The organism is Candidatus Uabimicrobium helgolandensis, assembly GCF_041508025.1.
In the GTDB taxonomy this organism is placed as follows: domain Bacteria; phylum Planctomycetota; class Uabimicrobiia; order Uabimicrobiales; family Uabimicrobiaceae; genus Uabimicrobium; species Uabimicrobium helgolandensis.
In genome coordinates this window covers 3,047,457-3,073,459 of sequence record NZ_CP165719.1, presented here as the reverse complement: position 1 = coordinate 3,073,459, position 26,003 = coordinate 3,047,457, and the positions used below count along the sequence as shown (strand labels likewise).

15 protein-coding genes are annotated in these 26,003 nt (G+C 37.4%); 6 read left to right on the top strand and 9 right to left on the bottom strand.

Translation table 11 applies throughout. From position 1 onward, the window contains the following. Positions 1 to 272 precede the first annotated feature (272 nt). From UABHE_RS11155 to UABHE_RS11140, 4 genes are read left to right on the top strand one after another with little or no spacing between them, the layout of a single operon-like run. Complete coding sequence (locus UABHE_RS11155; RefSeq protein ID WP_372370356.1) at positions 273 to 3,314, top strand: glutamine amidotransferase; 3,042 nt, start codon at positions 273 to 275, stop codon at positions 3,312 to 3,314. Beyond that, positions 3,314 to 6,091 carry a BamA/TamA family outer membrane protein gene (locus UABHE_RS11150; protein ID WP_372370354.1) on the top strand — a complete coding sequence of 926 codons (2,778 nt, stop codon included), beginning with the start codon at positions 3,314 to 3,316 and terminating at the stop codon, positions 6,089 to 6,091. Before UABHE_RS11155 ends, UABHE_RS11150 begins: the two co-directional genes overlap by 1 nt. A 13-nt stretch (positions 6,092 to 6,104) precedes the next feature. Continuing rightward, on the top strand, positions 6,105 to 7,508 hold the full coding sequence (locus UABHE_RS11145; RefSeq protein WP_372370353.1) for an aspartate aminotransferase family protein: 1,404 nt from the start codon (positions 6,105 to 6,107) through the stop codon (positions 7,506 to 7,508). Then, positions 7,505 to 8,203 (top strand): aspartate/glutamate racemase family protein, encoded by a 699-nt coding sequence (locus UABHE_RS11140; protein ID WP_372370351.1) that lies wholly within the window; start codon positions 7,505 to 7,507, stop codon positions 8,201 to 8,203. The genes UABHE_RS11145 and UABHE_RS11140 overlap by 4 nt, the downstream gene beginning before the upstream one ends. A 182-nt stretch (positions 8,204 to 8,385) precedes the next feature. Here UABHE_RS11140 and UABHE_RS11135 read toward each other — a convergent pair whose 3' ends face one another. From UABHE_RS11135 to UABHE_RS11105, 7 genes are all read right to left on the bottom strand, one after another. Further along, positions 8,386 to 9,036 carry a hypothetical protein gene (locus UABHE_RS11135; protein ID WP_372370349.1) on the bottom strand — a complete coding sequence of 217 codons (651 nt, stop codon included), beginning with the start codon at positions 9,034 to 9,036 and terminating at the stop codon, positions 8,386 to 8,388. Between the two features lies 1 nt (position 9,037). Continuing rightward, positions 9,038 to 10,204, bottom strand: coding sequence for a CDP-alcohol phosphatidyltransferase family protein (locus tag UABHE_RS11130; RefSeq protein ID WP_372370348.1), 1,167 nt, complete (start codon positions 10,202 to 10,204; stop codon positions 9,038 to 9,040). A 9-nt stretch (positions 10,205 to 10,213) separates the two neighbouring features. After that, entirely contained in the window at positions 10,214 to 11,365 is a 1,152-nt protein-coding gene (locus UABHE_RS11125; protein ID WP_372370347.1) for an FtsX-like permease family protein, read from the bottom strand. Further along, a complete protein-coding gene (locus UABHE_RS11120; protein ID WP_372370346.1) occupies positions 11,355 to 12,491 on the bottom strand; it encodes an FtsX-like permease family protein in 1,137 nt (378 codons plus the stop codon). The genes UABHE_RS11125 and UABHE_RS11120 overlap by 11 nt, the downstream gene beginning before the upstream one ends. Before the next feature lie 4 nt (positions 12,492 to 12,495). Next, positions 12,496 to 13,575, bottom strand: a complete 1,080-nt coding sequence (locus UABHE_RS11115) for an ATP-binding cassette domain-containing protein (RefSeq protein ID WP_372370345.1) — start codon at positions 13,573 to 13,575, stop codon at positions 12,496 to 12,498. A 1-nt stretch (position 13,576) separates the two neighbouring features. Beyond that, positions 13,577 to 14,716, bottom strand: a complete 1,140-nt coding sequence (locus UABHE_RS11110; protein WP_372370344.1) for an HlyD family efflux transporter periplasmic adaptor subunit — start codon at positions 14,714 to 14,716, stop codon at positions 13,577 to 13,579. Positions 14,717 to 15,237: 521 nt separating this feature from the next. Further along, positions 15,238 to 20,229 carry an alpha-2-macroglobulin gene (locus UABHE_RS11105; RefSeq protein ID WP_372370343.1) on the bottom strand — a complete coding sequence of 1,664 codons (4,992 nt, stop codon included), beginning with the start codon at positions 20,227 to 20,229 and terminating at the stop codon, positions 15,238 to 15,240. A 413-nt stretch (positions 20,230 to 20,642) separates the two neighbouring features. On the opposite strand from UABHE_RS11105, the gene UABHE_RS11100 reads away from it, so the two are divergent. Next, positions 20,643 to 22,601 carry a protein kinase gene (locus tag UABHE_RS11100; protein WP_372370342.1) on the top strand — a complete coding sequence of 653 codons (1,959 nt, stop codon included), beginning with the start codon at positions 20,643 to 20,645 and terminating at the stop codon, positions 22,599 to 22,601. A gap of 21 nt (positions 22,602 to 22,622) precedes the next feature. Then, positions 22,623 to 23,144 carry a hypothetical protein gene (locus UABHE_RS11095; protein WP_372370341.1) on the top strand — a complete coding sequence of 174 codons (522 nt, stop codon included), beginning with the start codon at positions 22,623 to 22,625 and terminating at the stop codon, positions 23,142 to 23,144. A gap of 46 nt (positions 23,145 to 23,190) precedes the next feature. Here UABHE_RS11095 and UABHE_RS11090 read toward each other — a convergent pair whose 3' ends face one another. Both UABHE_RS11090 and UABHE_RS11085 read right to left on the bottom strand, forming a co-directional pair. Continuing rightward, complete coding sequence (locus UABHE_RS11090; RefSeq protein WP_372370340.1) at positions 23,191 to 23,508, bottom strand: hypothetical protein; 318 nt, start codon at positions 23,506 to 23,508, stop codon at positions 23,191 to 23,193. A gap of 995 nt (positions 23,509 to 24,503) precedes the next feature. Then, a complete protein-coding gene (locus UABHE_RS11085; protein WP_372370339.1) occupies positions 24,504 to 24,974 on the bottom strand; it encodes a transposase in 471 nt (156 codons plus the stop codon). Positions 24,975 to 26,003 lie beyond the last annotated feature (1,029 nt).

The following is a 26,003-nucleotide window of genomic DNA, read 5'->3' as shown; positions in this document are numbered from 1 at the left end:
TCTTAATATATATCTTGAGATAAATTTATGATCAAAGTTTCAATAATTAGGATCACTTAGAAATTATGAAATAATTTTATCATCATACACCACTCATAAGTAAACAAGGATAAGAGAGGTGACGGAAAAATTTTTTTTTACCGCATCCCCAAAAACCTAATTATTGGAATTCTGTGATACTCAATTTTTATAACAAAAGTGTGTCTAGGGTACGCCCTATTCTATCATTTTTGTTTTTATTCGTTAATGCCTTTTTTATAAGCAGGTGACACGTGTCTCTATATGTAAGCAATTATTGGGCCTTTTTGCTATTACTTTTTATTCCTTTTATTCACTATGTATCGCAAAAAAGTTTAGCAGGCCTTTCTAAATTTCGCAGACGAGTAAGTGTATTTCTGCGTTATGTTCTTCTCATGCTTTTGATTCTTGCTTTGGCTGATATAAATATCTCCATTTCCAGCAAGCGTTTATCAGTTCTCTTTATATTGGACTTATCTAAAAGTATACCAGAAGAAACGGAAAAAAAAGCGCGGCGTTTTATTGAAAACGCTATTGGGGAGATGGATGCTGCAAACAACGAGTATGGTCTCCTTGTTTTTGGAAAAGATGCTAGTTTTGAGTATTTAAGTGAAAAGAAAAAACATAAACTCAAAAATATTCAGTCGCAAATAACAAAAGATCAAACCGATATTGCTGGAGCAATACGTTTGTCAATAGCTGCTCTTCCGAATACTGGGCAAAGAAGAATAGTTCTTATTAGTGATGGTAATGAAACTATTGGTGATGCTATGCAAGAAATAGAACAGGCTATTTCTGACGAAATCACCATTGATGTGGTTCCACTTACTTTTCAAAATGACAAAGAGGTTCTCATTGATAAAATGTTAGTGCCTAGTCATGTAAATGAAGGACAATCCTACGAAGTCACGGTAGTTGCGTCAAGTCGTACCAACACAACAGGTATTTTAAGACTTTTTTTAAATGGTGAACTTGTCCGCGATTTTGATGTTGATTTAAAAAAAGGAAAAAGTAGTTTTGACTTACTTATACCTGGTGAATGGGTAAAATTTGGTTTTCATAAACTCAAAGCTATCATTAATAGCAAGGATGATTCGATTATCGCCAACAACATAGTTGAGGAATTCACTTACGTAAGGGGTGTTCCTAAAATACTTTATGTGGAAGGTGATATGCTCAACAGTGATTATCTGTATGATGCTATTCAAAATATGAAAAACGGCAAGGCTGTGATGCACGTAGATCGAATTTCTCCAGAACAGCTACCATCAGATATCTTAACACTAAATACCTACGATTCGATTATTTTGTCTAATGTTGCTGCTTATGAATTATCTTTAGAACAGATGCAACTGATAGAGAGCGCTGTTCACGAAGCAGGTGTCGGGCTTATTATGATCGGAGGAGAGAAAAGTTTTGGAGCCGGGGGCTATAAGAACACTCCTATTGAAAGAGCCCTGCCTGTAGATATGGACATTCGCAATCGCCGCATCATTCCCAACGGTGCCCTTGCTGTTATATTACACACCTGTGAATTTCCAAAAGGAAATGCAACGGGAAGAGAGATATGCAAACAAGCGATCAAAAAACTTTCTCCTGAAGATTATGCAGGCGTTATTATTTACGACTATACCAAGGGAGCAGGATGGTTAATTCCTCCAACAAAAGTTGTTAACAAAAGTCGTATTATGAGTGCCATTGATAATTCAAATGCTGGTGACATGCCAAGTTTTGATCCAGCACTGCGCGCAGCATATCAGGGACTTTCAAATGTTCCAGCGATGAAAAAGCATATTATAATAATCACTGACGGTGACCCAAGTACTCCAAACAAAACACTGATGAAGAAAGTTGTTAAATCAAAAATAAGTATTACCACCATAGTGATTAACCCTCACTCGCCTGGAGACGGGAAATTTATGCAGCAAATTGCACAGTACACAGGTGGAAATTTTTACGATGTAACAAACGCTAAGCAACTACCAAACATTTTTATAAAAGAAAGTATGGTAGTGCGTAGTACACTTATTTTTGAAGAAAAGCGCGCCCCCAAAATGAATGAATCAACTACTTTAGTTCGTGGAATTCAACCAGGAGAAATTCCACCGATATACGGTTGTATACTAACGATTCCGAAAAAGAGATTGGTACATACACCTCTTTATATCAAGGGGCCACAAGGAGACAACGAACCTCTTCTTGTCCATGGACAATATGGCTTAGGGAGAAGCGTCGCTTTTACATCCGATGCTAAGAATCGTTGGGGAAAAGACTGGATTTCATGGGAAAAGTACGATAAATTTTGGCGACAAGTAGTGCGTTGGTCGGCGCGACAAGTTAACAAAAATAACTTTAAGATATATACGCAAATTAAAAAAGGCAAGGGGCAAATAGCCATTGATGCTATTAATAGCAAAGGTGAATATATGCCTTATTTGCGCATGCAAGGAACTTTGATAAAACCTGATGGACGCACACAACTTATAGAATTTTCTAAAAAAGGTGTTGGTCGTTACCAAGGTGAATTTGAAGTAGATGGTGTAGGAACGTACCTTGCAAGTGTTGTGTATCAAGATAAGGATGGTAACAGTCAATATTTAACAACAGGCCTTTCTGTGTCATTTTCTTCCGAGTATCTTTTTAGCAGTAGTAATACGCGACTACTGGGACAAATTGCATCCTCAACAGGAGGGCGTAACCTCGAATATTCGTTTATGGATCTCAATTTTAACAATGTTATTGAGTTTGATGAGTGGAAAAAAGACGCCAACGTTTTTGAACGTTTGGACATAGATGAGAATGGTGAACTCGAATTTTCAGAGCTTCCTGAGCAAGAAATTTTTCTACACGACAAACCTAGAGGTGGACAGCCAAAAGAATTGTGGCGTATTTTAGTAACAGTATTTGTTATTCTTTTTTTTATTGATATTTTTGTTCGCAGAGTACTTCTCGACTATCAAAAAATATGGCAGAGCATCAAAACGTTTTCTTTAAAACGCGAACTCTCAGGAGAAGAAGATTCAACAATGTCGCGTTTAATGCTACGCAAGGAAAAAGCGCGTCAGAAAATGGACGTGAATTCAAATTTAGATCTCAAAAAATTAGAGAATTTAGGCCGCAAGAGCGAGATAAAAAATCCTACAGTAGGTTTTTCGAAGACAGAAACAACTCAAACTAAAACCACAACAAAACAAACTACCCAAGAAAAAACCAAAACGCAGCAAGCTCCTGACTATACAAGTCGCTTACTTGCTGCGAAAAAGAAAACTTGGGAAAAAGACAAAGAGGATTCCTAATGAAAAAATACTTAGTAATTTGGAGTATTATTCTTTGCTTTATATATTGCGATGATGAGAATGCAGTTATTGCTTTAAAAGCATACAAAGTTCTATCTACGAAAAACTTTGATATTCATTTCTCAGTAGATAGTTTAGAGTCGCAAGCTAAAAAAGCTGGTAGAGTTTTAGAAGCAGCGCATGATGAATTTTTCAATAAATTAGGACTAAAACTACCAGAAAAAATGCGCGTGTCGGTTGTACTTTACGAATCACAAGGTTCCTTCCAGCGTACGAATATCAAGTCTACTTTTGGTATTAAAAGTCGTTTTGGTTTTAGTGAACCCATAAAAAAAAGAATAGTATTGTGGGTTTCTCCTTCTGAACGAGATAATATATATCAATTACGCTTAAACCTTGCTCAAATGTTGGTATTTCACTATTTATTTCCCGAAGCAGATTACACTATATTTATACGCTACGCTTACTCAGAATGGATGATGACAGGTATTCCTATTTATCTTGCAGGAATAGACTATGACCCTTTTGCTACAGCAACATTTGTGGACGCGCTTTTTAAAAATCGCTTACGTCCTTTAGTAGAGTTAAAAGGTATAGATCACCTGAATCGTTTAGAAGACACCCCTTCTTACAGATATATGGCTGAAGTATTTCGCTACATAGAGCAGCAATACGGACTAAAAAAAGTACGACAAATTCTTTACGGAATGAAATTGACACCTACGGATTGTATTTTAGAAAAAGTTTTAGGTAAAGATGAAATTGTTCTTTCAGATGAGATAATGAAGCACTTACGCAATAAGTGGCGCAGTTCATACCAAAAAATGAATCACTCTTTTGATGAGAAGCTAACAAAATACCAAACGTATTACAGGCGTCTTGACTTTTCTCCTGTGTTGTCCTCTGATGGCAAGAAAATGATTTTTCTTTCCGATCGTCGCGATAATGTCGAACTTTATACAATGGAGACTGATACCTTAAAAACAAAGCGCTTATTGGCGTTGACTCAAGGTTGGGGGATTGACGAACTTGAAGGGTTTGAATTTCCCGCGGCTTATTCACCTGATGGTAAGTTTGCAATAGTAAAAGCAAAAGACGGCTACCAAATACAGCTGTTCCTGATTGACTTAAATGCTATTCTCGCAGAAGAGAATCTAAATCTAAATTTTGACGATTACGCTGGTACATGTTATGCACCTGATGGTCAATCTTTTGTATTTGTAGGAATTAATTCTGGTGATTCTCAGTTGTATAGTTATAACATCGCAACTAAAAATGTTACGCAACTTACCTCTGATAATACCGCGAAACTACAACCTTCTTTCTCTACCGATGGTACCAAAATCACATACATTGCCGAAGTAGAACTTGAAAGAGATATTTTTATACTCGACTTAAAAACAAAAGAGCAAAAGCGGCTTAAAAATATAGGTGTTGTAGAAGGATATCCGTCATTTACTAATGACAATAAAATATTATGTACTCTAAATGACGGTCATTTTATTAATCTAGCGCGCACAGATCTCGATGGAAAAAATTGGGAAGTTTTAAGCAATGTTCCCGGAGTAATTGTAGCGCCAACTTTAACACGCGACAATAAATGGCTATATTATTCTTATTACCATAACCAAGAAGCGCGATTATACCGCGTAGAATATAGCAAACTGCAAGCTTCCGCTCTAAATAAGCGTAGTAAACCTTACAATGTATCTATGCTACCCGCCGAAAAAGCAGAAAAGTGGCAAGTTAGTGAATATAAAGCCGATACCACTACCGATTACATATTTCCGTTTTTAGCAGTAAATGTACTTAGGTTTAGCGATATTGTTGGGGCGCACCAAGTAGATACACAGTTTGGTGTTGTGTCTGGCGCGGTTTTAGATCCAAACAATGGTGGAAACAATGTTGATGTAGATATTGGTATTCAAGGATCTGTCAACTATACCTTTGCTAATTTTTTAACATTTTCATTGTTTGGTGGTCTAGAACTCGCAGATGACAACGATGATGATGACGATGATGACGACGATGATGACAACGACGATGCATTTGATTACTTTGCTGGAACAAATATTTTTACTACTTTCAACATAACACCTCGTTTAGAAATACTTACAGGATACACACTTATTTACCAAAAAACTAGCGACGATGACTTTGATGATGAAGAATTTTGGTCAGGCGGAATATTTTTTGAAATTAACGTAGCCAATAAGTACACTCGTGGTATTGATGATACGTATGGTTACAAAGCGGGACTGCGCGTATCATTTTTCGAAAGCTTTTTAGGATCAGATGATAGTTACCAACTTGTAGAGCTAGATCTTAGGTACTATTGGAGCATTGTTGAAGATCACATCATTCATTTATCTTTTGATGCTGACATTGGAACTGCTGGATTTCCAGGGCTTTTTGACCTAGGAGGAAATGGAGCTATTCGCGGTCTTTCCGAAGATGATCTTGAAGGAACAGAAAGAATGTTCGCAACAATGGAATATCGTTTTCCGATATATCGCGATTGGAATAACTATTTACTTGACCTTGGTTTGATCAAGGATATTCGCGGTATATTGTTTTTTCAAGTAGGTACTGTAACCGAGGATGTCATTTCAAAATTCCAAGACTATGATCAAGTTGATTTTGTATTTTCGGTAGGTGCTGGTATACGTATAGATCTATCTCCATTAGAAAATTTTGATCTACCTGTGGGAATCCAAGTAGGACAGCGCTTAGACGAAAGTGATTCTCCTATTGTTTATTTCTTTGTCGACAATTAGGAAAAATAACTTAATGAAGGACAAATACCTAGCTTTGGATTTAGCTTTTCAAGAAGCAAAGAGTTGGTTAGAAAATTTAGATAAAAATACTACACCAACAAAAACAGATCGCGAACAGCTCTTGGCTAAACTAATGATGGCGATGCCCGAGTATGGTACTTGCGCAGAGAAGGTAGTAAAACATCTTGTCAATAGTTGTAAAGATGGTTTGTTACCTAGTCCAGGAGGAAAATTTTTCGCTTGGGTTATTGGAGGAGGATTACCTTCTGCTTTAGCAAGTGATTGGCTTACGAGTAGTTGGGATCAAAATGCTGCCTTATTTACTTCCGGTCCCGCCGCAAGCGCTGTTGAGGAGGTAACTGGAGGTTGGGTATTGGAGCTGTTAGACCTTCCGCGGCAAAGTTCTTTTGCCTTTACCACAGGATGCCAACTAGCTCACTTTACTTGTTTATCCGCTGCTCGTTATAGAGTACTCGAAGAAAATAACTGGGATGTTGGAGAAGATGGATTGTTTGGAGCGCCTCCTATTCGCGTATTTACAAGTGAACATCGTCATGGCTCTGTTGACAGAGCTATAAGATACCTTGGGATAGGAAATAAGTCGTTACAGGCAATTCAAACAAACAAGAATGGCCAAATAAAAGTTGCAGAGTTTGAAAAGAAAATAAAAGAACATGTCGGACCTAAAATTATTGTTTTAGACGCTGCAGATTTAAATATTGCCGCTTTCGATAATTTTTCGCGGTTAATTCCAATTGCAAAAGAGCACAATGCTTGGGTTCATGTTGATGGAGCTTTTGGCCTTTTTGCAAGGGCTAGCGCGCGTACAAAAAAACTAACAGAAGGCATTGAACTTGCCGATAGTTGGGCAACAGATGCACACAAATGGCTGAATGTTCCTTTTGATTGCGGTATCGCTATTGTAAAAGATCAGGAAGCTCATCGCAATTCAATGACAATGCATGCTTCTTATATAACTCCACATAAAACAGCAAGAGATCAAATAGACTGGACTCCTGAGTGGTCAAGAAGAGCCAGAGGAATTCCTGTTTACGCCGCACTAATGGAGCTAGGAAAAAATGGCGTTGCAGATTTGATCGAACGTTGTTGCGATCATTGTAAATTATTTGTAGACGAAATAGAAAAATTGCCCAACACCGAAGTTATCTGGAGACCTACCTTAAACCAAGGACTTGTTAGATTTGTCGACCCCAAAGGAAAAACAAACGCTGATCATGATTTTTATACAAAACAAATTATCGATTCTGTGAATAAAACCGGCGAAGCTTTTTTCTCTGATTCGCGTTGGGATGGCAAATTGGTGATGAGGATGAGTGTTGTAAACTGGCAAACCACCAAAGAAGATATCAAACAGGTTGTGAAAATATTTGAGAAAATTTTAGTGGAGACAGCATGAGTAAACATATAGGTATAGTAGGGTGCAGCTCTGAAGGAGCCGCTCTATGTTATAAGACGATCTGCGTTGAAGCATCCAAGAAATTGGGAGAATACGAACACCCTGAAGTGAGTATGCACACACATTCATTTGGCAAATACATGAAAGCAAAAAACAACAACGATTGGCAACAAGCAGCAGAAATTATGCTTTCATCTACAGATAAACTTGTTAAATGTGGCGCTGACTTTGTGATATGCCCAGACAATACAATTCACCAAGCATTTCCCTATCTAAAAGATCGCACGTCGATTCCATGGATACATATTGCAGAGGTGGTAACAAAAGTAGCCAAAAGTCTTCACTATAAAAAAGTTGCGGTGTTAGGAACGGAGTTCTTGATGACAGGTCCTGTTTATAGTGAGTATTTTCAAAAACTAGATATAGAATATGTTATTCCATCGCAACAAGAAAGAGAAAGAATTCATGAAACTATCTTTACCGAATTAATAAAAGGTGTTTTTCTTGAAAAATCTCGTCTTTACTTTAATGAAATAATTCAAAAGCAAAAAGAACAAGGTTGCGACGCTGTTGTTCTAGGATGCACAGAAATACCACTGCTTGTCGATCCTAATGATTGCCCCTTACCCTCACTTGACTCGACTAGACTGTTAGCGCAGGCAGCAATAAAAGAAGCATGCGGAGAGCAGGTCTAGTGAAAACAATTGAAAATAAATCACTATAAGATATAGGAAACGATACCAACTACGTATGTTGTGCATTTTACTTGGATGAAGTCGATTATTCTATAGAAAATTCTCATTTTGTCAATTGCAGTTTTAGGTCTAGCGTAACATTTACTAGAACCGCGAATTGTAAATTTGATAACTGCGGATTTTCAACTATTCATTTTTATCAGTTTAGGCAAATAAGTTTCTGGTATTGTATATAGGTAAAAAAATCCTCTCACAGGTGTTTTTAGTCCGATGTGTTGCGCTACTGAATACAAATAGGTAACACAGTCTCTTTTTCCTCCAGCGTAAAATGATTCTTGCCATAAACAAGTGATGTGTTTTGCGTAATTGTAAGTCTCTAAATCAACTTCTACTTGTAATGCGTAGATGACATCGTTGATGTATTTTTTATCCTCTTCGTATAAAATTTTACCTTTAGCTTTCACAAATACACTTGTATGGCCTCGAAATTTGCTGGATGGATAAAATCCTGAAAAATTCTCATGGGTGCACTGTTCGTTTCCCCAGGCAATAAAACCATGCCCATGAATATGCCCGACAGTTGAGTAAAAGGTGATAAAATAAGATGCTCCTGATGACTTTTTAAGCGAAATTTTTTTTATTATCTTTTTGGTGCGCGTTGTGTTAACAACTTTAGAAAAAACTATTTTTAAAATAATAATGATAATCCCTACCCAAAAATATATTTGACGTAATAAGATATGCCAAATATAAACAACGAACGGATAATCTATTGTTTTTAGAGGGAACCAACAATTGGTATCAAGTAGGCACCTATTTAGATGGCGGTTCATTTTATTGTTCTTCTATAACAATAGGAGATTTTAGATATGTTAGCGAAGCGTCTAAAACAATTAAAACTAACAAGAATAAAAACAGTTGCCCGCCAATAGCTGCTAACCATAAGAACCAGTGTAAATTACCAAAGATACTACCGATGAGTAAAAGAATGGTGAAATCGCGACTAATAAGACCATCGATAAAATTATGCATTTTATTTGAGCCTGTTATTTGCGGCTTTAACTTATTTTGATAGTAGACCACAAGAAAAAAAGAAAGTGTTGTGGTGACTGCTAGTGAAATCCCCAAATAAACAACTACTGTTGTAGGAACTATACTATATTCGCGAATCGCTAAACAGATAAAGAACACAACATGAACAAAGTTGTCGCCAGCAATATCTAACCACTTTCCGAGAATAGATTCTCTAAATTGCAAACGGGCTAAATCTCCATCAATACAATCAATTACTGCTGATATTTGTAAGAGTAAGACAGCAAGTATTGTTTGCCAGTAATAGCCGTTGACGACAAGTAGTGCTGCAATGATTCCAAGAATGATAGCGATGGAACTCGCTAAATTTGGAGAACATTTTGCGCGCGCAAGTTTCATTGTTATTAGTCGTCCAACAGGACGATTAAAGTAAGTATCAACTTTTCCTTCCCACGGAGCTTGTAGACTATTTAACATATGATTTTCTGCTTCTTTGATTCTTGTAGAGTTAACAATATGCACTTCATTTGTTATTGTGTGGGTGAGAACGGTGTATTTTATGAATGTTGACCACGTTCTCGGAATACATTGCTGTTCGTTGTAAGCAAATTTCAAAAAGACATTACCTTCCTGTACTTTTGTGGCATTGTGGTTTTGTTTTACAAAACGGTCAAATGTTGCCGGACGAAATAGCGCATCTACTCTATAGCAAATAGTTGTTTGTGTTGTTTCTATTTGTTCAGGAGAATTGATCCATTGCCAACAATTGTTCGTTACTCTTGGATCTCGTTTAAGCATTTGTTCTATTTGTTTTTGATGCTCGCTATTTTCGATTCCCAACAAGTAAATTTTATTTATATCAGCGCGAAGTGCGCAGACCAAAGCGCGAGAAATAAGAGACACTCCTGCAACTTCTTTCATTGCAGTTTCTTTATTGGGAATATATAAAATTGCTAAAGTAACATTCATATTTTTCTCCTAAAATAGATCAGCCGGGTCTGCCAAAAAAGCGCGTCTAGCAGCCATAATTCCTGCAACTACACACATCACAACAGTAAGAATGAGTATGATTGTAGAGATGTATAAATCGACGGTAATGTTAATACTGCTGTGTTCAGCAATAATACTAGCAATAACTCTCGTCGCGCCAAAAGCGACAAAAAAGCCAAAGATAGAAAGTAAAAGTGCTTCTTGGAGGACTACTTTGAGTAAATAGCGGTTTGCAAAACCAAAAGCTTTCACTGTTGCAAACTGTTTGAGATAACTCATTACATTGCTATATAAAATTTGGTAGCAAATAATGATACCGACAAGAAAACCTGCGACAGTTCCCATTAAAAATATGGGACCAACGGGAGAAGTAACCTTCCAAAAGTCTTTTTCTTTTTGTTCGTACTCATCACGTGTATATATGTTCACATCATCAGTAAGAGTTTTTTGCAAATTTTTTTGTACACTTTCAATATCATAATCAGGATCAATTTGAATCAAACCCAATGAGACACCTTCTAACTTGTCTATAGCATTTTTTTGAAAAAGTATAGCAAAGTTTTTATCACTCATAATAATGTTTCCATGGTTACTAAAATCAGGCCCCATAGTAAAATCACCAACTATTTGTACATGACTATTTGCTAGCTCGGTAGTAGTGTTTACCTCTTTCGAACCGTAACAACTACGAGATTTGTTATCGATGAGTACTGTGTTTGGTAGAGCAAGCTGTGCTTTGTATTTTTCGATTTGTGGTATATTGATAATTTTTTGAGTAATGTCAAAGGCAATGGCGCGGATTGAGCGCGTTTGATTGTTGTCATTTTTCCACATCGAAAGTGCTCTTTCAATATACAAAGGATGCACAGCGTAAACACCGTCAACGCTCGCTGCTTGATATAAACGCGTACGCGAAAATCTTTGTGTAAAGATAAGAGACAACTTTGATTTACTCACCATAATCAAATCACTATTGAGTTTAGTGATAAGAACTGTATTTTTATCAAAAAAAGTTAAATAAAATCCTACTTCGACAAACATAATAACAACAGCAAAGGTAACACCTAAAATAGACAGTAGTAGTTTGCGTTTGTTGTGCATTAAATTGAGCCATGACAAAGGTACTTTATTAGAAAACATCTGCAGGATCCGCCAATAAAACTTTTCTTAATGAGGTTATACTCGCAGTTGTTCCCATAAATATTGTCATTAAAGCGACAGCAATAGCACGGTATGTAGTCATGCCGATAGGAACACCTGCTAACATACTTGTCAATTTGTAAAATCCCACTGCCAATCCAAAGCCAATGACATAACTTATAATCACAAAAGCAAAGGCCTGTTGTAATACAATATTAGCAAGGTGCAAACTACTATAGCCAAAAGCTTTAAGAGTAGCATATTCTGTTATGTGGTTCATAACTTGCGTTGCGAGAACTTGCGATAAGATAACAATTCCAACAAGAAAAACAACAATGACCCCTGATCCTAAAAGTAAACCGACGGACGATGTTGTTGCCCAATATGATTTTTCACGTTGTTCTAGTTCAGTTCTGGTAAGAACCAACACATCCTCTTCTAAGATTTGGCGCATTTTTTCTGCCACTACATCAGCATGTGCTGAATTTTTTAAACGAATAAGACCAAAAGATACGTTGTCTAAAGATCGAAAAAAAATTCGCTGAAAATTTTGATCACTAACAATCGTTGTTCCTGTAGATATAAAGGCTCCACCCATTGTATAGTTACCAAGGATTTTAAATTCATTTCCAGCAATTTCGGCAGTGGTTCCAGGTGTTTGCGGTCCATAAAATTTTCGCGAACGTCTATCAAATAACAAAGTATTTGGTTGAATAATAAGGGGTAGTGATTCTCTTATCTCGTTAGAAGAAAAGACTTGACTACCTTGGTTATTAATAGGCATTGCCATAACTAAAATTGGGCGAATAATCCCGTTTAAAGAATTGCGCCACGGGGAAAGCGCGATGTAAAAAGGTACAGCTGTTTCGACACCTGATATATCACTAATTTGATACAGCCGTTGACGGGGAAAGGTAAATGACTGTCCCATGTGAAAATAATCGTTGGAGAGAACAATGATATCGAATTCAAGCTCATTGTATACTTGCATTGATGCCGAAATTACCTTACTATAAGCACCCATTTGGTAAAAAATAATCATAATCACAAAAGAAATCCCCACAATAGAAGAAAGGCTACGGCTTTTATTGTGAACAATATTCATAACAGCTAGCGGATGTAACATAACCTTATCCTCTTTGAAAAAAAACTTTGATGAGCTGTTCAGGAAGACTCTCGCAAGCCGCGCGCGCTTTTTGAAAAGCATCTTTATCAAGGGAAAATAATTTGCTATTACACTTTGCGATACAAGTGGCGTTGCGTTTTTGTCCTGTCACAAGAGCCATTTCTCCAAAAAAATCTCCTTTGCCAAGGGTTGCGACAGGGCTACCATCTACTTGCACCGTAACTTCTCCTTCGTCAATGATGTAAAACTTTTCGCCCTCTTCTCCTTGGTAGATAATGGTTTCGTCGGGCTTAAATTTTTCCATTTTCATTTTATATGCTATTTCAGTTAATTCTGCGGGAGTAAGTCCAAGAAAGACTTTTGATTTTGTCAAGTATTCACATAAAGCAATCGATTTTTCGACTAGAATATCAGAAGCAATACGGCCATCGACCATGTTGATGATTCTGTCAGCAAAGTCGAGAACACGGCTGTCGTGAGTAACAATTAAAACCACACCGTTATTTTCTTTAGCTGTGGTTTTCAGAGTACCAATAACATGGCGTCCAATTTCAGTATCAAGCGCTGCTGTTGGTTCATCTGCCAAAATAATCTGCGGTTTATTTACAATCGCACGTCCTATTGCCACGCGTTGACGTTGTCCTCCAGATAAAGCCGCTGGTTTATAATATAGTCGCTCTGCAAGCCCTAGTTTCGAAAGAACGTCGGTAGCTAGTTCATGTCTTTGTTTACGGGTATATTCTTTTAAATCCATAGGCATTTGTACATTTTGTATTGCTGTTAAAGAGTCAAACAAGTTGTGTAATTGAAAAATAAATCCAATGTTTCTTCTAGCTTTAACTAATTCTTTTTCATTAAGTCCACTATATTCGCGTTTACTTACCACTAAACTACCTTGTTGTACCGTTCGCAATGCGCCAATAAGAGTGAGAAGAGTGGTTTTTCCCGATCCAGAAGGACCGGTCATAATAATGACTTCTCCGCGCATAAATTCGATATTGATATCAAAAAGTATTTGGTTGCGCGCTTCCCCTTGCCCAAAGAAAAAATTTAAATCTTTGATCGTTATTAGAGGCTCAGACATTTTACTGTTCCTCGCTAATTTTTATTTTTACAGTTACCTGCAAGTTCGTAAAACGCGCAACAGATTGGCTATCACTAATCGCAATTTTAACCTCAATAACACGTGCATCTTTTTTGGCAGATGGGTCAACACCAAGCACATCATTTTTATAGATTAAATTACCTATTTCTGTTACGATTCCACTTAAAGGTTTCGCTATAGAAGAGCTAGAAATCGTGACTTTTTGCCCAACGCGAATTTTGTGACTATCATTTTGGTAAACTTCAGCGATAACATTCATTTTTTTAGTATTGCCAATATGCATAATGGGCGTTCCATTGATATTTTCTCCTTCACGAATAAATATCTTTAGAACTTGTCCTGCAACTGGTGAGCGAACAATAGTTTGTTGTAGCTGTTCTTTTACGAGCTTTAAAGTTTGTTGTAAAGAGTGTAGCGGAATACTGCTTTGAATTTGCGGCAACCTTTTTTTTGCTGTGTCTAATTGCTTTTCCGCCATCAATATAGACATTTGTTGATTGATTTTTATCTGCTCAATCTTATTTTGCTTGTAGCGCAATGCTTCGCGTTTACTAGCAACAATATAAGATTGCTTTTCAATTTGCTGTTCTGAAATCCCTTCGCCGCGCATTGACTCTAAACGATCAAATTCTTTAGTGGCAAACGCTAAATCTTCCTTGCTAATGCTTACCTGTATTTGTTGCGCGTTTAATTCTACGGCTCTAGTTTTTCTCAACGTTTCCAGTCGCACTTTTGCTTCTTGGATAAATGATTTTGCGTAATTGGTTTCAGCTTCTAAGCGTCTTTTATTCTCTACAATTTGACTCTCTGTATACCTCTGTTCTTGCAATTTTGCTTTGTGAGTACTCAAATAAGCGACAATTTGTCCGCGTTTAATATAGTCGCCTTCTTTGATATTTAGTTTCCTGATAATAGAACCAGCATAAGTCCCTATCTTTAGACTATTCGTAGGCTCTAGGCGCCCAAGACATACCACTGAGTTTACTTTCGCTGATATTTTTTTTACCTTCACTTTGGGTACTGTCGTTTGTAATAGTTGTTGCACTTTTTCTTTTTTATAATAAAGCGCTGCGCTAGCACCTACTATTATTATCAGTAAACCAATCACCCACTTTTTCATACTGTTCTCCTTATTTGAAATATTATTGGTATATAAAACAAATACTATGCCAAATGAGACAAAGAAGGCGTTTTTGGTTGTAAGTTGTTGTAAACGAGTTATTTAGTCGAAATAGTGGAATGTGGGGAGATGAGGTATGTTTTGATAGTTTTTATCAATATTGCTAGGATTTGCCGCTACTACTTTTTAGATTTGTGGAATGTTGGGTACAAAGAAATTAATTCTTACCTAACAGAATTGATTGGAATTTTCAAAGCGACAAAAGCGATTTTAACAATGTGGGGAATTTGGTTTCAGATCTTTACATCTAGTGGATGGAAACGAGGATCTAATCGCAGAAGTCTGTAGTAATTATAACCTCAATGTCGCAGCTCTGACAACGACAGATACTGCTTTTAAAATAAAACCGAAGGAAGTGGTGGCATTACACCACAAGCGTAACCTTCACCGTCTTTTGCTCTTTTAAAAAAAAGCTATATGATTACGGCGAAAGTTACACTTTAATTGATGGCGAGTCCTACTTAATCTTTCTTTTCAATAATTTGTAAACCACGCTGTGTAGAATTAGCGTGTATTTCAGGAAAGTACATCATTTCCGCCCGCGCAGGCATTGCTGTATAATTTCCTGGAGTTTCGGCACGCAAACGATACACTATTTTCTGTTGTCCAGAATAACTACCGAAAAACACCACCAAACGATCATCACGATACTCTTTGTTGGACCAGTAGTAGTAATATCCTTGGCGCTTCTCTTTATCTTTTTCAAACTCACAACCCGCAGGAATATAGTCTTGTAACATCATATATTCGTAATTGCGACTTGCCGAAACGTCTAGCTCTACCTCAAAAACTTCTCCTTGCTTGATTGTTCCTTCCAGAGGAGATCTTTCATGGGTAATCGAGCCATCAGCATTTGTTTTCGGAGTTAGTCTGAAATATTTACGTTTAATGCCAATACCTTCAGACACCGCAGGAATATCTTGTTCTGTAGAATAGTACTCAATATAAGCCGAGTAATACACTTTTCCGCGGCCATTCTTTTTGATAGTGATAGTATTGTCACCTAGTTGCGGCTTCACAGAGAATTCTTTTAAAGCAGCGTTATCTGTAGAATGAAACTCGATAGGCTTTTTGACACCATTAATAATAACTTCGCCTGTGTAATTAGGGTTAAGCTCATCAGAGTGCATAAGATAATCGCAAAAAGCAAACACAACAGCTGCGGTATCTTTTGTCGATTGATAACGCTTACCTTGTTTTTTGATCTCCAACCACTTTAAGATTTGCGGAATAAGCGAGTGATTTGGGTCCATCGCAACAATCGCCTTTAAACAGTATGCCGTTGTTTCTATTGGATTGTCTGTCCAACCATAGCGTACAGTTTTTCCTGTAAAGTGACAATGTCCACCTTGCACTTTGGCATTTTTCTCCAACATTTTTAGTAGATCATTTGCGATATCCATTTTCGCAGATTTTTTCGCCATAATAAGAAGTAAAGCACGACAGTAGTCGTTCATTTCATCTACTTTTGAATACAACTCATCGATCCACTTTTGCTGTGGTTTTTTCGCTTCAGAATATGCAAATACCATGTAACATTTGTGCTCAAAGTTCTTTTCACTATTTATCAAATTTCCGAGAGCTTTTTGGCCGCGAGACATGACATCACTCTTGATAGAAAAATCAGCTTTTTGTGCCTGAGCAAAACCATACATAACATAGGCTGTCATTAGCGGATTTGTGGCATCACTTTCCCACCAACCCCAACCACCATCACTATGTTGGAACTTGTAAAGACGCTCAGTTCCTTTAGCAACATACTTCGGTAAGTTTTCTTCGAGTTCTGCGTGGCGCATATTTAAATTTTGCAGTGTCTGCGCAACAATCACTGATGGCAAGAAGCGACTCATCGTTTGTTCAACGCATCCGTAAGGATATCCCGCTAAATACTCCAATGATTCGAGCATCGAACCAGCAAGAGTAGGCTTTACACTCACAACAAGGCGCGCACGATCTTCGCTACTTGAACTTGGCAAATTGAACTTCATAGTCACTTGATCACTCGTTGCACCTGAATGAGACTGGCGTAGAGCAATACCATATGGAACTATCGGTATGTTAAGGCGCATTGCGTCTGACTCTTCATTGGTCAGCGCTTCGAGTTCTAAAGTCGCTTCTTCTATGGTGTTCACCGCCACGCGCCAATCGACACGTACATCCTTACCTGGAGCGACAACCACTTGTTGCTCTTCACTACCCAGAAGCTTTACACCTTTTGCTTTTAGACGGCAAACGACATTCTTCGCTTCGCTTAGGTAGTTGTGAATAACACCAGAAACAACTATTTCGTCGCGTTCGGTAAACGTTCGTGGACATTGTAAGCGCGCCATGAGATTTTTGCGAGTAATTACTTTGTCTACAGTTTGCCCTACTTTTCCAGAGATAGTCACTCCGCGAATAGTAGCACGCCAAGTTGTTAAGTTGTCTGGCATGGTGAATGATACTTTTGCCATACCAAGTTCATCAGTCACAACATTCGGTTCCCAAACTGCGCTATCTGCAAACTCTGTGCGCACACGTGGTTTTTGCAATTGTGGTCCCATGCTAGTTTTTAGAACAATTGCTTCGGGAGACGCTTCGTCGCGATCTTCAGCTGGAGCACCTGCGGCTATTTCGCGACGGGCTACTTTGGCTAACTTCGTTTTACTATCTTTTTTGCTATTTGTACTAGAACGACCACCATATCCAAGGGAATAAAAATAGTAAGAAGAGTTAGTTCTGACAGCACCGCGGTGTGTCATAAAAAACGCTTTACGGATGTCAGGAGTATCATCTGTGCGTAAGCTATAGATTGCCTCATCAACAAGACCAAAAGAAAACTGCGTCACAACTGGTTTATTTTCAGCATCAGTTATTTTAATTGTGTACGTTGCTTTCTGACCTGGCTGGTATGTATCCTTGTGAGCAACTGCGATATTCAAAAACGATTTTGTTGGTGGCACAACAATGCGTTTTTGCTTTTGCACTAGAGAATTGTTTTCCATCATCGTTGCCTTGACATCGACATACGGTTGGAATTTTTCATTGGCAACGCGATTATACGTATAAACACTTCCTTTTAGTTTCACCAGATCATAACTTTGAATGCGATGTGTTTCTGTGGTCATCAGTATCCATGAATCTTTGTAACCAGTGGTCACAACGCCGCGCACTTCTTCACCAGGAGCGTAAGTGCTTTTCTCTAATTCAATATTAAGTCCAGTATAAGAGTAAGGAGAACGCCAACTATTGTCTGCCACCCACACACTTCGCGTAGCATGAACCAAATTACCTTCTTTGTCACGCGCTTCTACATAAAAGTTTAGATAACCATTTTTATTTGTTTTCCAATCGAAAGAAGCGGCTCCATTACCATTGGTGCGCAAGGTTTTTGTTACAAGCTCTTTTTTGTCATCTTGTTTTGTTACTTTTAAGGTAACATCAATGTCGGCAATTGGCTTTGATCCGTAATCTTGGGCTAAAATTTCAAGATGAACGTTTTCTCCAGGGCGATATGACCAGCGATCGGTATTTACCGCAAGCGTAAAAGACGAACGCGTAGCGAGAAACGTACCAGAACCATTAATTTTGCGACGACTCTTATCAATAACCGCAACTTCAACAGTGTACTTCAAATCTTGATCTTTATTTTTACGTGTATCGATGTCTAAAGTGATTTTGCCACTATCATCGAGTTTACCCTTACCTTGCTTAATAAGACGACCTCGTCCTTGGTAAGGAGACCACCTACCTCTATAGCTATCGTGAAACCAACTCCATCTATCATATCTGTAAAACGGATTACTCCAATAATTACTTTCATAGATTCTATACTCGACATCAGCTTCTTTGACTGGTTCACCAAAGTAATAAACGGCATTAGCTGTAACTTGCATCTTACTACCTTGTAGTACATTTGCCTTGCTAGCTTTTACAAAAACTTCGTACTCTGGCTTTTTGTATTCCTGAACATCAAAATTTGCAGAATGGTAATAACCACTACCGTTAAATTGCAAATAGTAGTAACCGAGTTTTGCTGTCTCAGGTATAGTATATTCACCACTTATAGATCCAAACTCATCCATCGTCAAATCTTTTTCGTGTACTTTTTGCCAACGTTGGTCATAGACAGTTAAACGAATATTGCCCTTTGTGACTCCTATACTATCATCGTGTTTGCGTTCGCGAAAGAAACCTTTGTAATGTACTTTTTGCCCAGGGCGATAAATTGGCCTGTCGGTATAGGCGTAATTTATTCTTTGATAGTATCCTGCATACCAGTAATAATAAGAGCCAGAAACAGCTTGCCCCTTTGGAGTATCGATAATTACATGAATATTATCTGAATCATTCTTGCGCATCAACATTTTCGCCGCAAACAAACCATTTGCATTTGCAGCACCACGATAGGCAACCTTACCAGCCTTAAGTACAATCACTTTACTGTTTTTCAGTATGTTATTATCGATATCTTTTGCCCAACAAAGCAACATGCGATCATCTGACTTTGTCATTAAAGATACGCGCGATGTCGAAAACAAGGTATTCATGGTGATGTACTTAGAGTTGACAGATAGTATATAATAAGACGGATCATTCAACTTTGGCATCTGGATTTGTTGATAAAACCATCGTCCACGCGCCTTCTCTTCTACGTTTTCTGTCCATTTCTTTACTTCTTCAGCATGCTCTGGAATTGATGGTGCTTGCGGATTGAGACCTTCATCTATCATTTTGACCAAATTGACTTTGTAAATTGTCAATTCCACTTTACCAATATTTGTTCCTGAAAGCTGAAAACGGATCTTCGAGGAATCAGGATTGTGATAATTTCCCGAGGCATACAAATGCATGTACATATTCTGTAGATTTTGTAATCGAGAAATAGCAGTCCACTTACGATAAGACTCAGGCCAGTGCATCAAAATCCATTCGTAAGCCTTTATCGAGGCTTTCTTGTCAACATTTTCGAGATACTGAGCATACTTGTAAGCGCCATCGATAGATATATTTGCATTCTTATAATTCTTATGTAATTCTTCGCGCAAATCCGATGCTTTTGATCTATCCTTATTTCCTAGTGCCTTAACAAGACGATTATACACCTCTCGTGCCTTTTGCTCTCTTTCTTTTTCTTCTTTTGAAATCGCAGAATTATTGATCGACTTAAACTTGCGAAAATCAATTACTGGTAACGAAGCAAAACTATCTTCAATGTTCCACTTGCTAGGAATGTTGATATTGCGATTCTCGTTGGCAACAACTTCGTTTTCATCGCTATCGTCATTGTCTTCATTTTCGTTTATATCTTGTGCTTCTAGAGCAATATTTGCGGCAAACGGATTATCTGTATTGCGTACGTTTTTTTGTTGAACATTTTTCTTGTCATTATTTGCTTGCTTGCTTTCCGTGTTTTTATCGCAGCCAGTAAACAATAATAAGAGAATGCTCATACTTAATATGAATATCTTCACTATTGTAGTCCTTATTTAGGTTTGTGTTTTGTAGTTTATGTATATTTAGATTACTATTTTCAAAAAAAGTTCCATATTTTTTGCTACTTACTACGCATTTGATTAAATCAACCAAAAGCAGAGCGAAACGAGTTTTTTTTCCTAAGTGGCCTGACAAAAGTAGTTACCCATTGAATGCAGGGATTTTATTTTTTAGCGCGGCGAGACGAAGGCGCGGAGCTATAGCTGCGTAACTAAGGAGCAACAAAGCTAGGAAATAAAAGAGCAAAATGCCAATGGGTAATTACTTTTGGCGGTTAGCTAATCACTAATACGCGATTTTTTAGAAAAAATGTATGGAAAATAAGATTTCCGCGACTAAATGTTAATGCAATTTTTCAATCACTTTATAAAAATCATAAATAGAGATAGCCATGAAAAATATTAATGAAGATATTCTGAATAAAATTTGTGACCCAGGAGCAACTTTTGATAACGATCAAAACTGGGAAAGCATGGAACAAAGACAAACTTTAATAGACGAAAATGCTTCTCCAAATGACACAATAGATGTCGATTTTTCAAATACTTCTTCAATTGCAATGCCTCACAACTTAACTAATTATAATGTAGAAAAACAAATTGGAGAAGGTGGTATGGCTGTTGTATTTGAAGGCTGGCAAAAAAACTTACAACGCTCTGTCGCCATTAAAAACAGCAAAAAAAGTTGTCTCAGTCAAAATCATAAGTTCATCGCTGAAGCTATAATAACGGCTTTTTTAAATCATCCAAACATCGTACCTGTTTATGACTTATTTCGCGATAATGATAATCTATTTATGTCAATGAAGTTGGTCGCTGGTACAACATGGATGGAGTTACTTGCTGAGCCTAAAAGAAAAAGCGAAAAAGAACACATCCAAATTCTCATATCCGTTTGCAATGCAATTGCCTTTGCTCATAGCAAGGATATTATCCACTGTGATTTAAAACCAGAGAACATTATTATTGGTGAGTTTGGTGAAGTATTTGTAATGGATTGGGGATTGGCTGTTGATATTTCAGAGGACCACAGTCACTTGTGCTTATCGAAAAGTGATGTTGTCGGAGCAATGGGAACTCCAAGTTATATAGCCCCAGAATTACTAGCCGGCAATGGTCAAAACATTGGTCGCTGGACTGATATATATTTATTAGGAGGAATTTTATATCGAATTTTTAGCGGCTCTCCGCCTCACTGTGGAGAAGATATCCGCAGCACTCTCTTGCAGAGTTTAGAAGGAGATATCAAACCTCTTCCTGATCATATTCATCCAAGTATTGCCAATATTTGTTACAAAGCACTGAGTCTAGAACCTAAAGATCGCTATCAAAATGTCAAAGAATTTCAACAAGAACTCAATCGCTTTTTAGAGCACAAAGAAAGTATCACCATTTCAAATAATGCCCACAACAAATTAAAAAGTATCAGCAAAGAAACATCAAAAGATGACATGTACGAAAAATTCCAAGACATTATCTCTGCATTTCAGCAATCTTTACTATTATGGCCCAACAATGAAACAGCCGTTCTTGGCGAAGATGTAGCAAGGTTAGACTATGCGCAGTTAGCACTTAGCAATAAAGAATTCGCATTAGCTCAATCCCAAATAGCAAAAGTTACCGCAAAGAATAAAGGAGTAACCGCTCTCCAGCAGAAAATCACAAAATCAGCACACAAACACCAAAATACCCAAAAAATCATACGCCGCTTATACTGGGGAGTTGCAATACTACTATTTGCTGTTTCGGTAATTTTAGTTAGCACAATATTTACTATGCAACACCAGCATGAAAGAGCAGCCTTAAAAACCGCTAAATTTTTTGTGAAATCACTAAACCAAATTCGCTCTAAGTACTCTAATGAAATAGTAGCCAAACTAAAACTAAATCCTCAAATTAAAGTTTCTCATGATCCCAAAAATATCAACGAAATTCCTTTTCCTGCAACATTTACCATTTCGTTTGCAAAAGAAATAGACGAACTAGGAGAAAAAGGACATGGCTTGCACGTTGAACTGTACAGTGAATATCCTTTTCCATGGCGCGCTCAAAACGAATTTGATTCCTTTCAAAAGAACATTTTCGCGTCAATTAAAAAAAACCCTAGTATCACTTCTTTCGCAAAAATTGAAAAAATGAACGGTAGATCGTATCTTCGGTACTCAGAAGCAGTGCCTTTGAAAAAAAGTTGCGTCAATTGCCACAACAATCATCCGCAAAGTCCAAAAACAGACTGGAAAGAAGGCGATGTCCGTGGTATACAAGAAGTATCTGTTCCCATTGAAACAATTGGTGAATCGATACAAAAAATTGGCTCTCTTGTAAAAGATAAATTATTCTTTAACCACTAAGACAGAAGATGAGATGTATAAATGAGAAAATACAGTACATATTTGATATGGTTTTTTATAGTTATTACTATTACATCACTGATTGTGGGAGTTCTATATTCTCATAAGTCTATTGCCAACTACCAATGTTTAACTTGTCATTCGGAGAAATACACCAAACAATTCCGTTTTGAAATTTGGAAGAGATCTATAGCAATCTCAAACCCAGTAATAGAGAAAACATCCTCTACTCATGTGTATCGCGACTACCTACAAACAAAGCACATACATAACTGGAAATTGGCTCGTCAAGACGATGATGGACTATCTTTTTCACGAGGTATTCGATTCGGTACGAAAAAGAAAAAAAATCTATTTATTGATTCATATGAAAAAAACCCACAATTTCGCGAATTTATCAAAAATAAAATACAAAAAAACGAACTAGAAATAGAACAAATTTTTGGCTTCATCGCGATGCCAAATAAAATAGATGTCACAACAGAAAAGCATCGCAAAATGCATCAATATGTCAGGGATCTGGTAAAAAAAAGTAGGGGCTAAAAACTAGGGCGTGTCATCATTCAATACAGATAAAAATATAACGGATTCATTTAATGATACGCCAGTAGTATTGAGCCCGAGCCCGTTTGCGAGCCCGCGCCCGAAAACTTTTTGAGAGCGACAGAAAGGGTTCAATACTAGAACACCGAATAGTTTTATCTAAGCGGTAGCTTGTTTTTTTGTGAATCTCAATATTGAAGGGCAAGGTGCAAATTAAGAATAGCAGCATGACATCGTCCATCAAATTGGTTTTTACGGCTTCCAAGTATTGAGCCTTACGCTCTTGACTTTTAACTTGATGAGAAATACGATGTTCAACAAGAGCTTTTTTTCTTATTTCGGCTCGACCTTGAGAAGTTTTCATTTTTTTTCTTTTTTGATCTTGAAAAAATTCATCTTCGCGAATTCTAAGAGTTCGCCCTTTCTATTTCTTATTTCCACTAAGGCACTTGGATTTAATAGGGATTGGTTGTTTAGGGTTTTGTTGTAAATATTGAGTGGTGTGGTATACAAGTTGTTGTTTATCGTCTTTTATTGTAATCCGGGCGGCACAAGACCGCCCCTACATCGCACGTTGTTATAGTTGTTTTTTTTGTAGATATTGCATCGTGCGGTATACAAGTTGTTGTTTATCGTCTTTTATTGTAATCCGGGCGGCACAAGACCGCCCCTATATCGTACGTTGTTATAGTTGTTTTTTTTGTAGATATTACATCGTGCGGTATACAAGTTGTTGTTTATCGTCTTTTATTGTAATCCGGGCGGCACAAGACCGCCCTTATATCGCACGTTGTTATAGGGATTGGTTGTTTAGGGTTTTGTTGTAAATATTGAGTGGTGTGGTATACAAGTTGTTGTTTATCGTCTTTTATTGTAATCCGGGCGGCACAAGACCGCCCCTACATCGCACGTTGTTATAGTTGTTTTTTTTGTAGATATTGCATCGTGCGGTATACAAGTTGTTGTTTATCGTCTTTTATTGTAATCCGGGCGGCACAAGACCGCCCCTACATCGCACGTTGTTATAGTTGTTTTTTTTGTAGATATTGCATCGTGCGGTATACAAAACCGTTGTTTATCGTCTTTTATTGTAATCCGGGCGGCACAAGACCCCCTACATCGCACGTTGTTATAGTTGTTTTTTTTGTAGATATTACATCGTGCGGTATACAAAACCGTTGTTTATCGTCTTTTATTGTAATCCGGGCGGCACAAGACCGCCCCTATATCGCATGTTGTTATAGGGATTGGTTGTTTAGGGTTTTGTTGTAAATATTGAGTGGTGTGGTATACAAGTTGTTGTTTATCGTCTTTTATTGTAATCCGGGCGGCACAAGACCGCCCCTACATCGCACGTTGTTATAGGGATTGGTTATTTATAGGGTTTTGTTTGATATATATCCTCGTATTTTTTAATTCTCTATCATTGCGAATAATGCGTTCATAAAAGCCGCGTTGCCAAAATCTTTTTCTGAACCTTGGCCAGTTATATTTATGTACACCATCGATATAAAGATTTGTTGTTATCGATTTATATTGTCCTATAATCTTCGATAGATTAATACCAGTCCTTTTTGATTTTATTTCAATAATGCCATGAATGTGGTTGGGCATAATTTGATAGCAATCAATACAAACATTTGTAAAATACTTTGGTAAAATGATCAACTGTGATTCGATCATTTCTCCTAACTTATTAACAAACATTTGCGAATGTTCTATTTTTCCAAAATAACTTGTTCCACCCTCACAACATATTGTTACAAAGTATTTTCTTGCCTTACAGTAATCGTATGAATTTAGTCGAATATTTTTGCGATTTGGTAACATATGTTCTCCTTAATAGATATTCATGTGGAAAACATTTTAATACCCCAAACCGCAAAACAGCAACTTTCTAGGACGATTATTCCAGTTCAAATTTAAACTTACAATAACGCGTGATGTAGGACGGTCTTATGCCGCCCAGATTACAATAAAAGGCGATAAACAATAGCTTTGTACATCACAAATGTGCATTGTTTACACCAAACACGAACAAATCCCTATAACAACACGCGATGTAGGGGCGGTCTTGTGCCGCCCGGATTACAATAAAAGACGATAAACAACAGCTTTGTATATCACAAATACACATTGTTTGCAACCAATCCCTATAACAAACGTGCTTTGCATACCACCACGCAATATTTACAACAAAACCCTATAACAACGTGCGATGTAAGAGCGGTCTTGTTCCGTCCAGATTACAATAAAAGACGATAAACAACAACTTTGTATACCACACCACGCAATATCTACAAAAAAAACAACTATAACAACGTGCGATGTAGGGGCGGTCTTGTGCCGCCCGGATTACAATAAAAGACAATAAGCAACAGCTTTGATCTCTTATTGACATGTCTTGATTGTAATGTAGAATCACAAATAAAAATGAGGGTAATTTTCTTTTTGCTACATCGCAAACCAGAAAACTATTTCTAAAATTCAATGTAGTCTGGGCATAACAAGACCGTATCTTGTTATAGTGTCAATAGTATAGATCTGATATACAGTGCAAACAATGTATTTGTGATATACAAAGCTGTTGTTTATCGCCTTTTATTGTAATCCGGGCGGCATAAGACCGCCCCTACATCGCGTGTTGCTATAGGGTTTTGTTGTAAATATTGCATGGTGTGGTATACAAAGTATGTTTGTTATAGGGATTGGTTGCAAACAATGTGTATTTGTGATATACAAAGCTGTTGTTTATCGTCTTTTATTGTAATCCGGGCGGCACAAGACCGCCCCTACATCGCTTGTTGTTATAGGGATTTGTTCGTGTTTGGTGTAAACAATGCACATTTGCGATATACA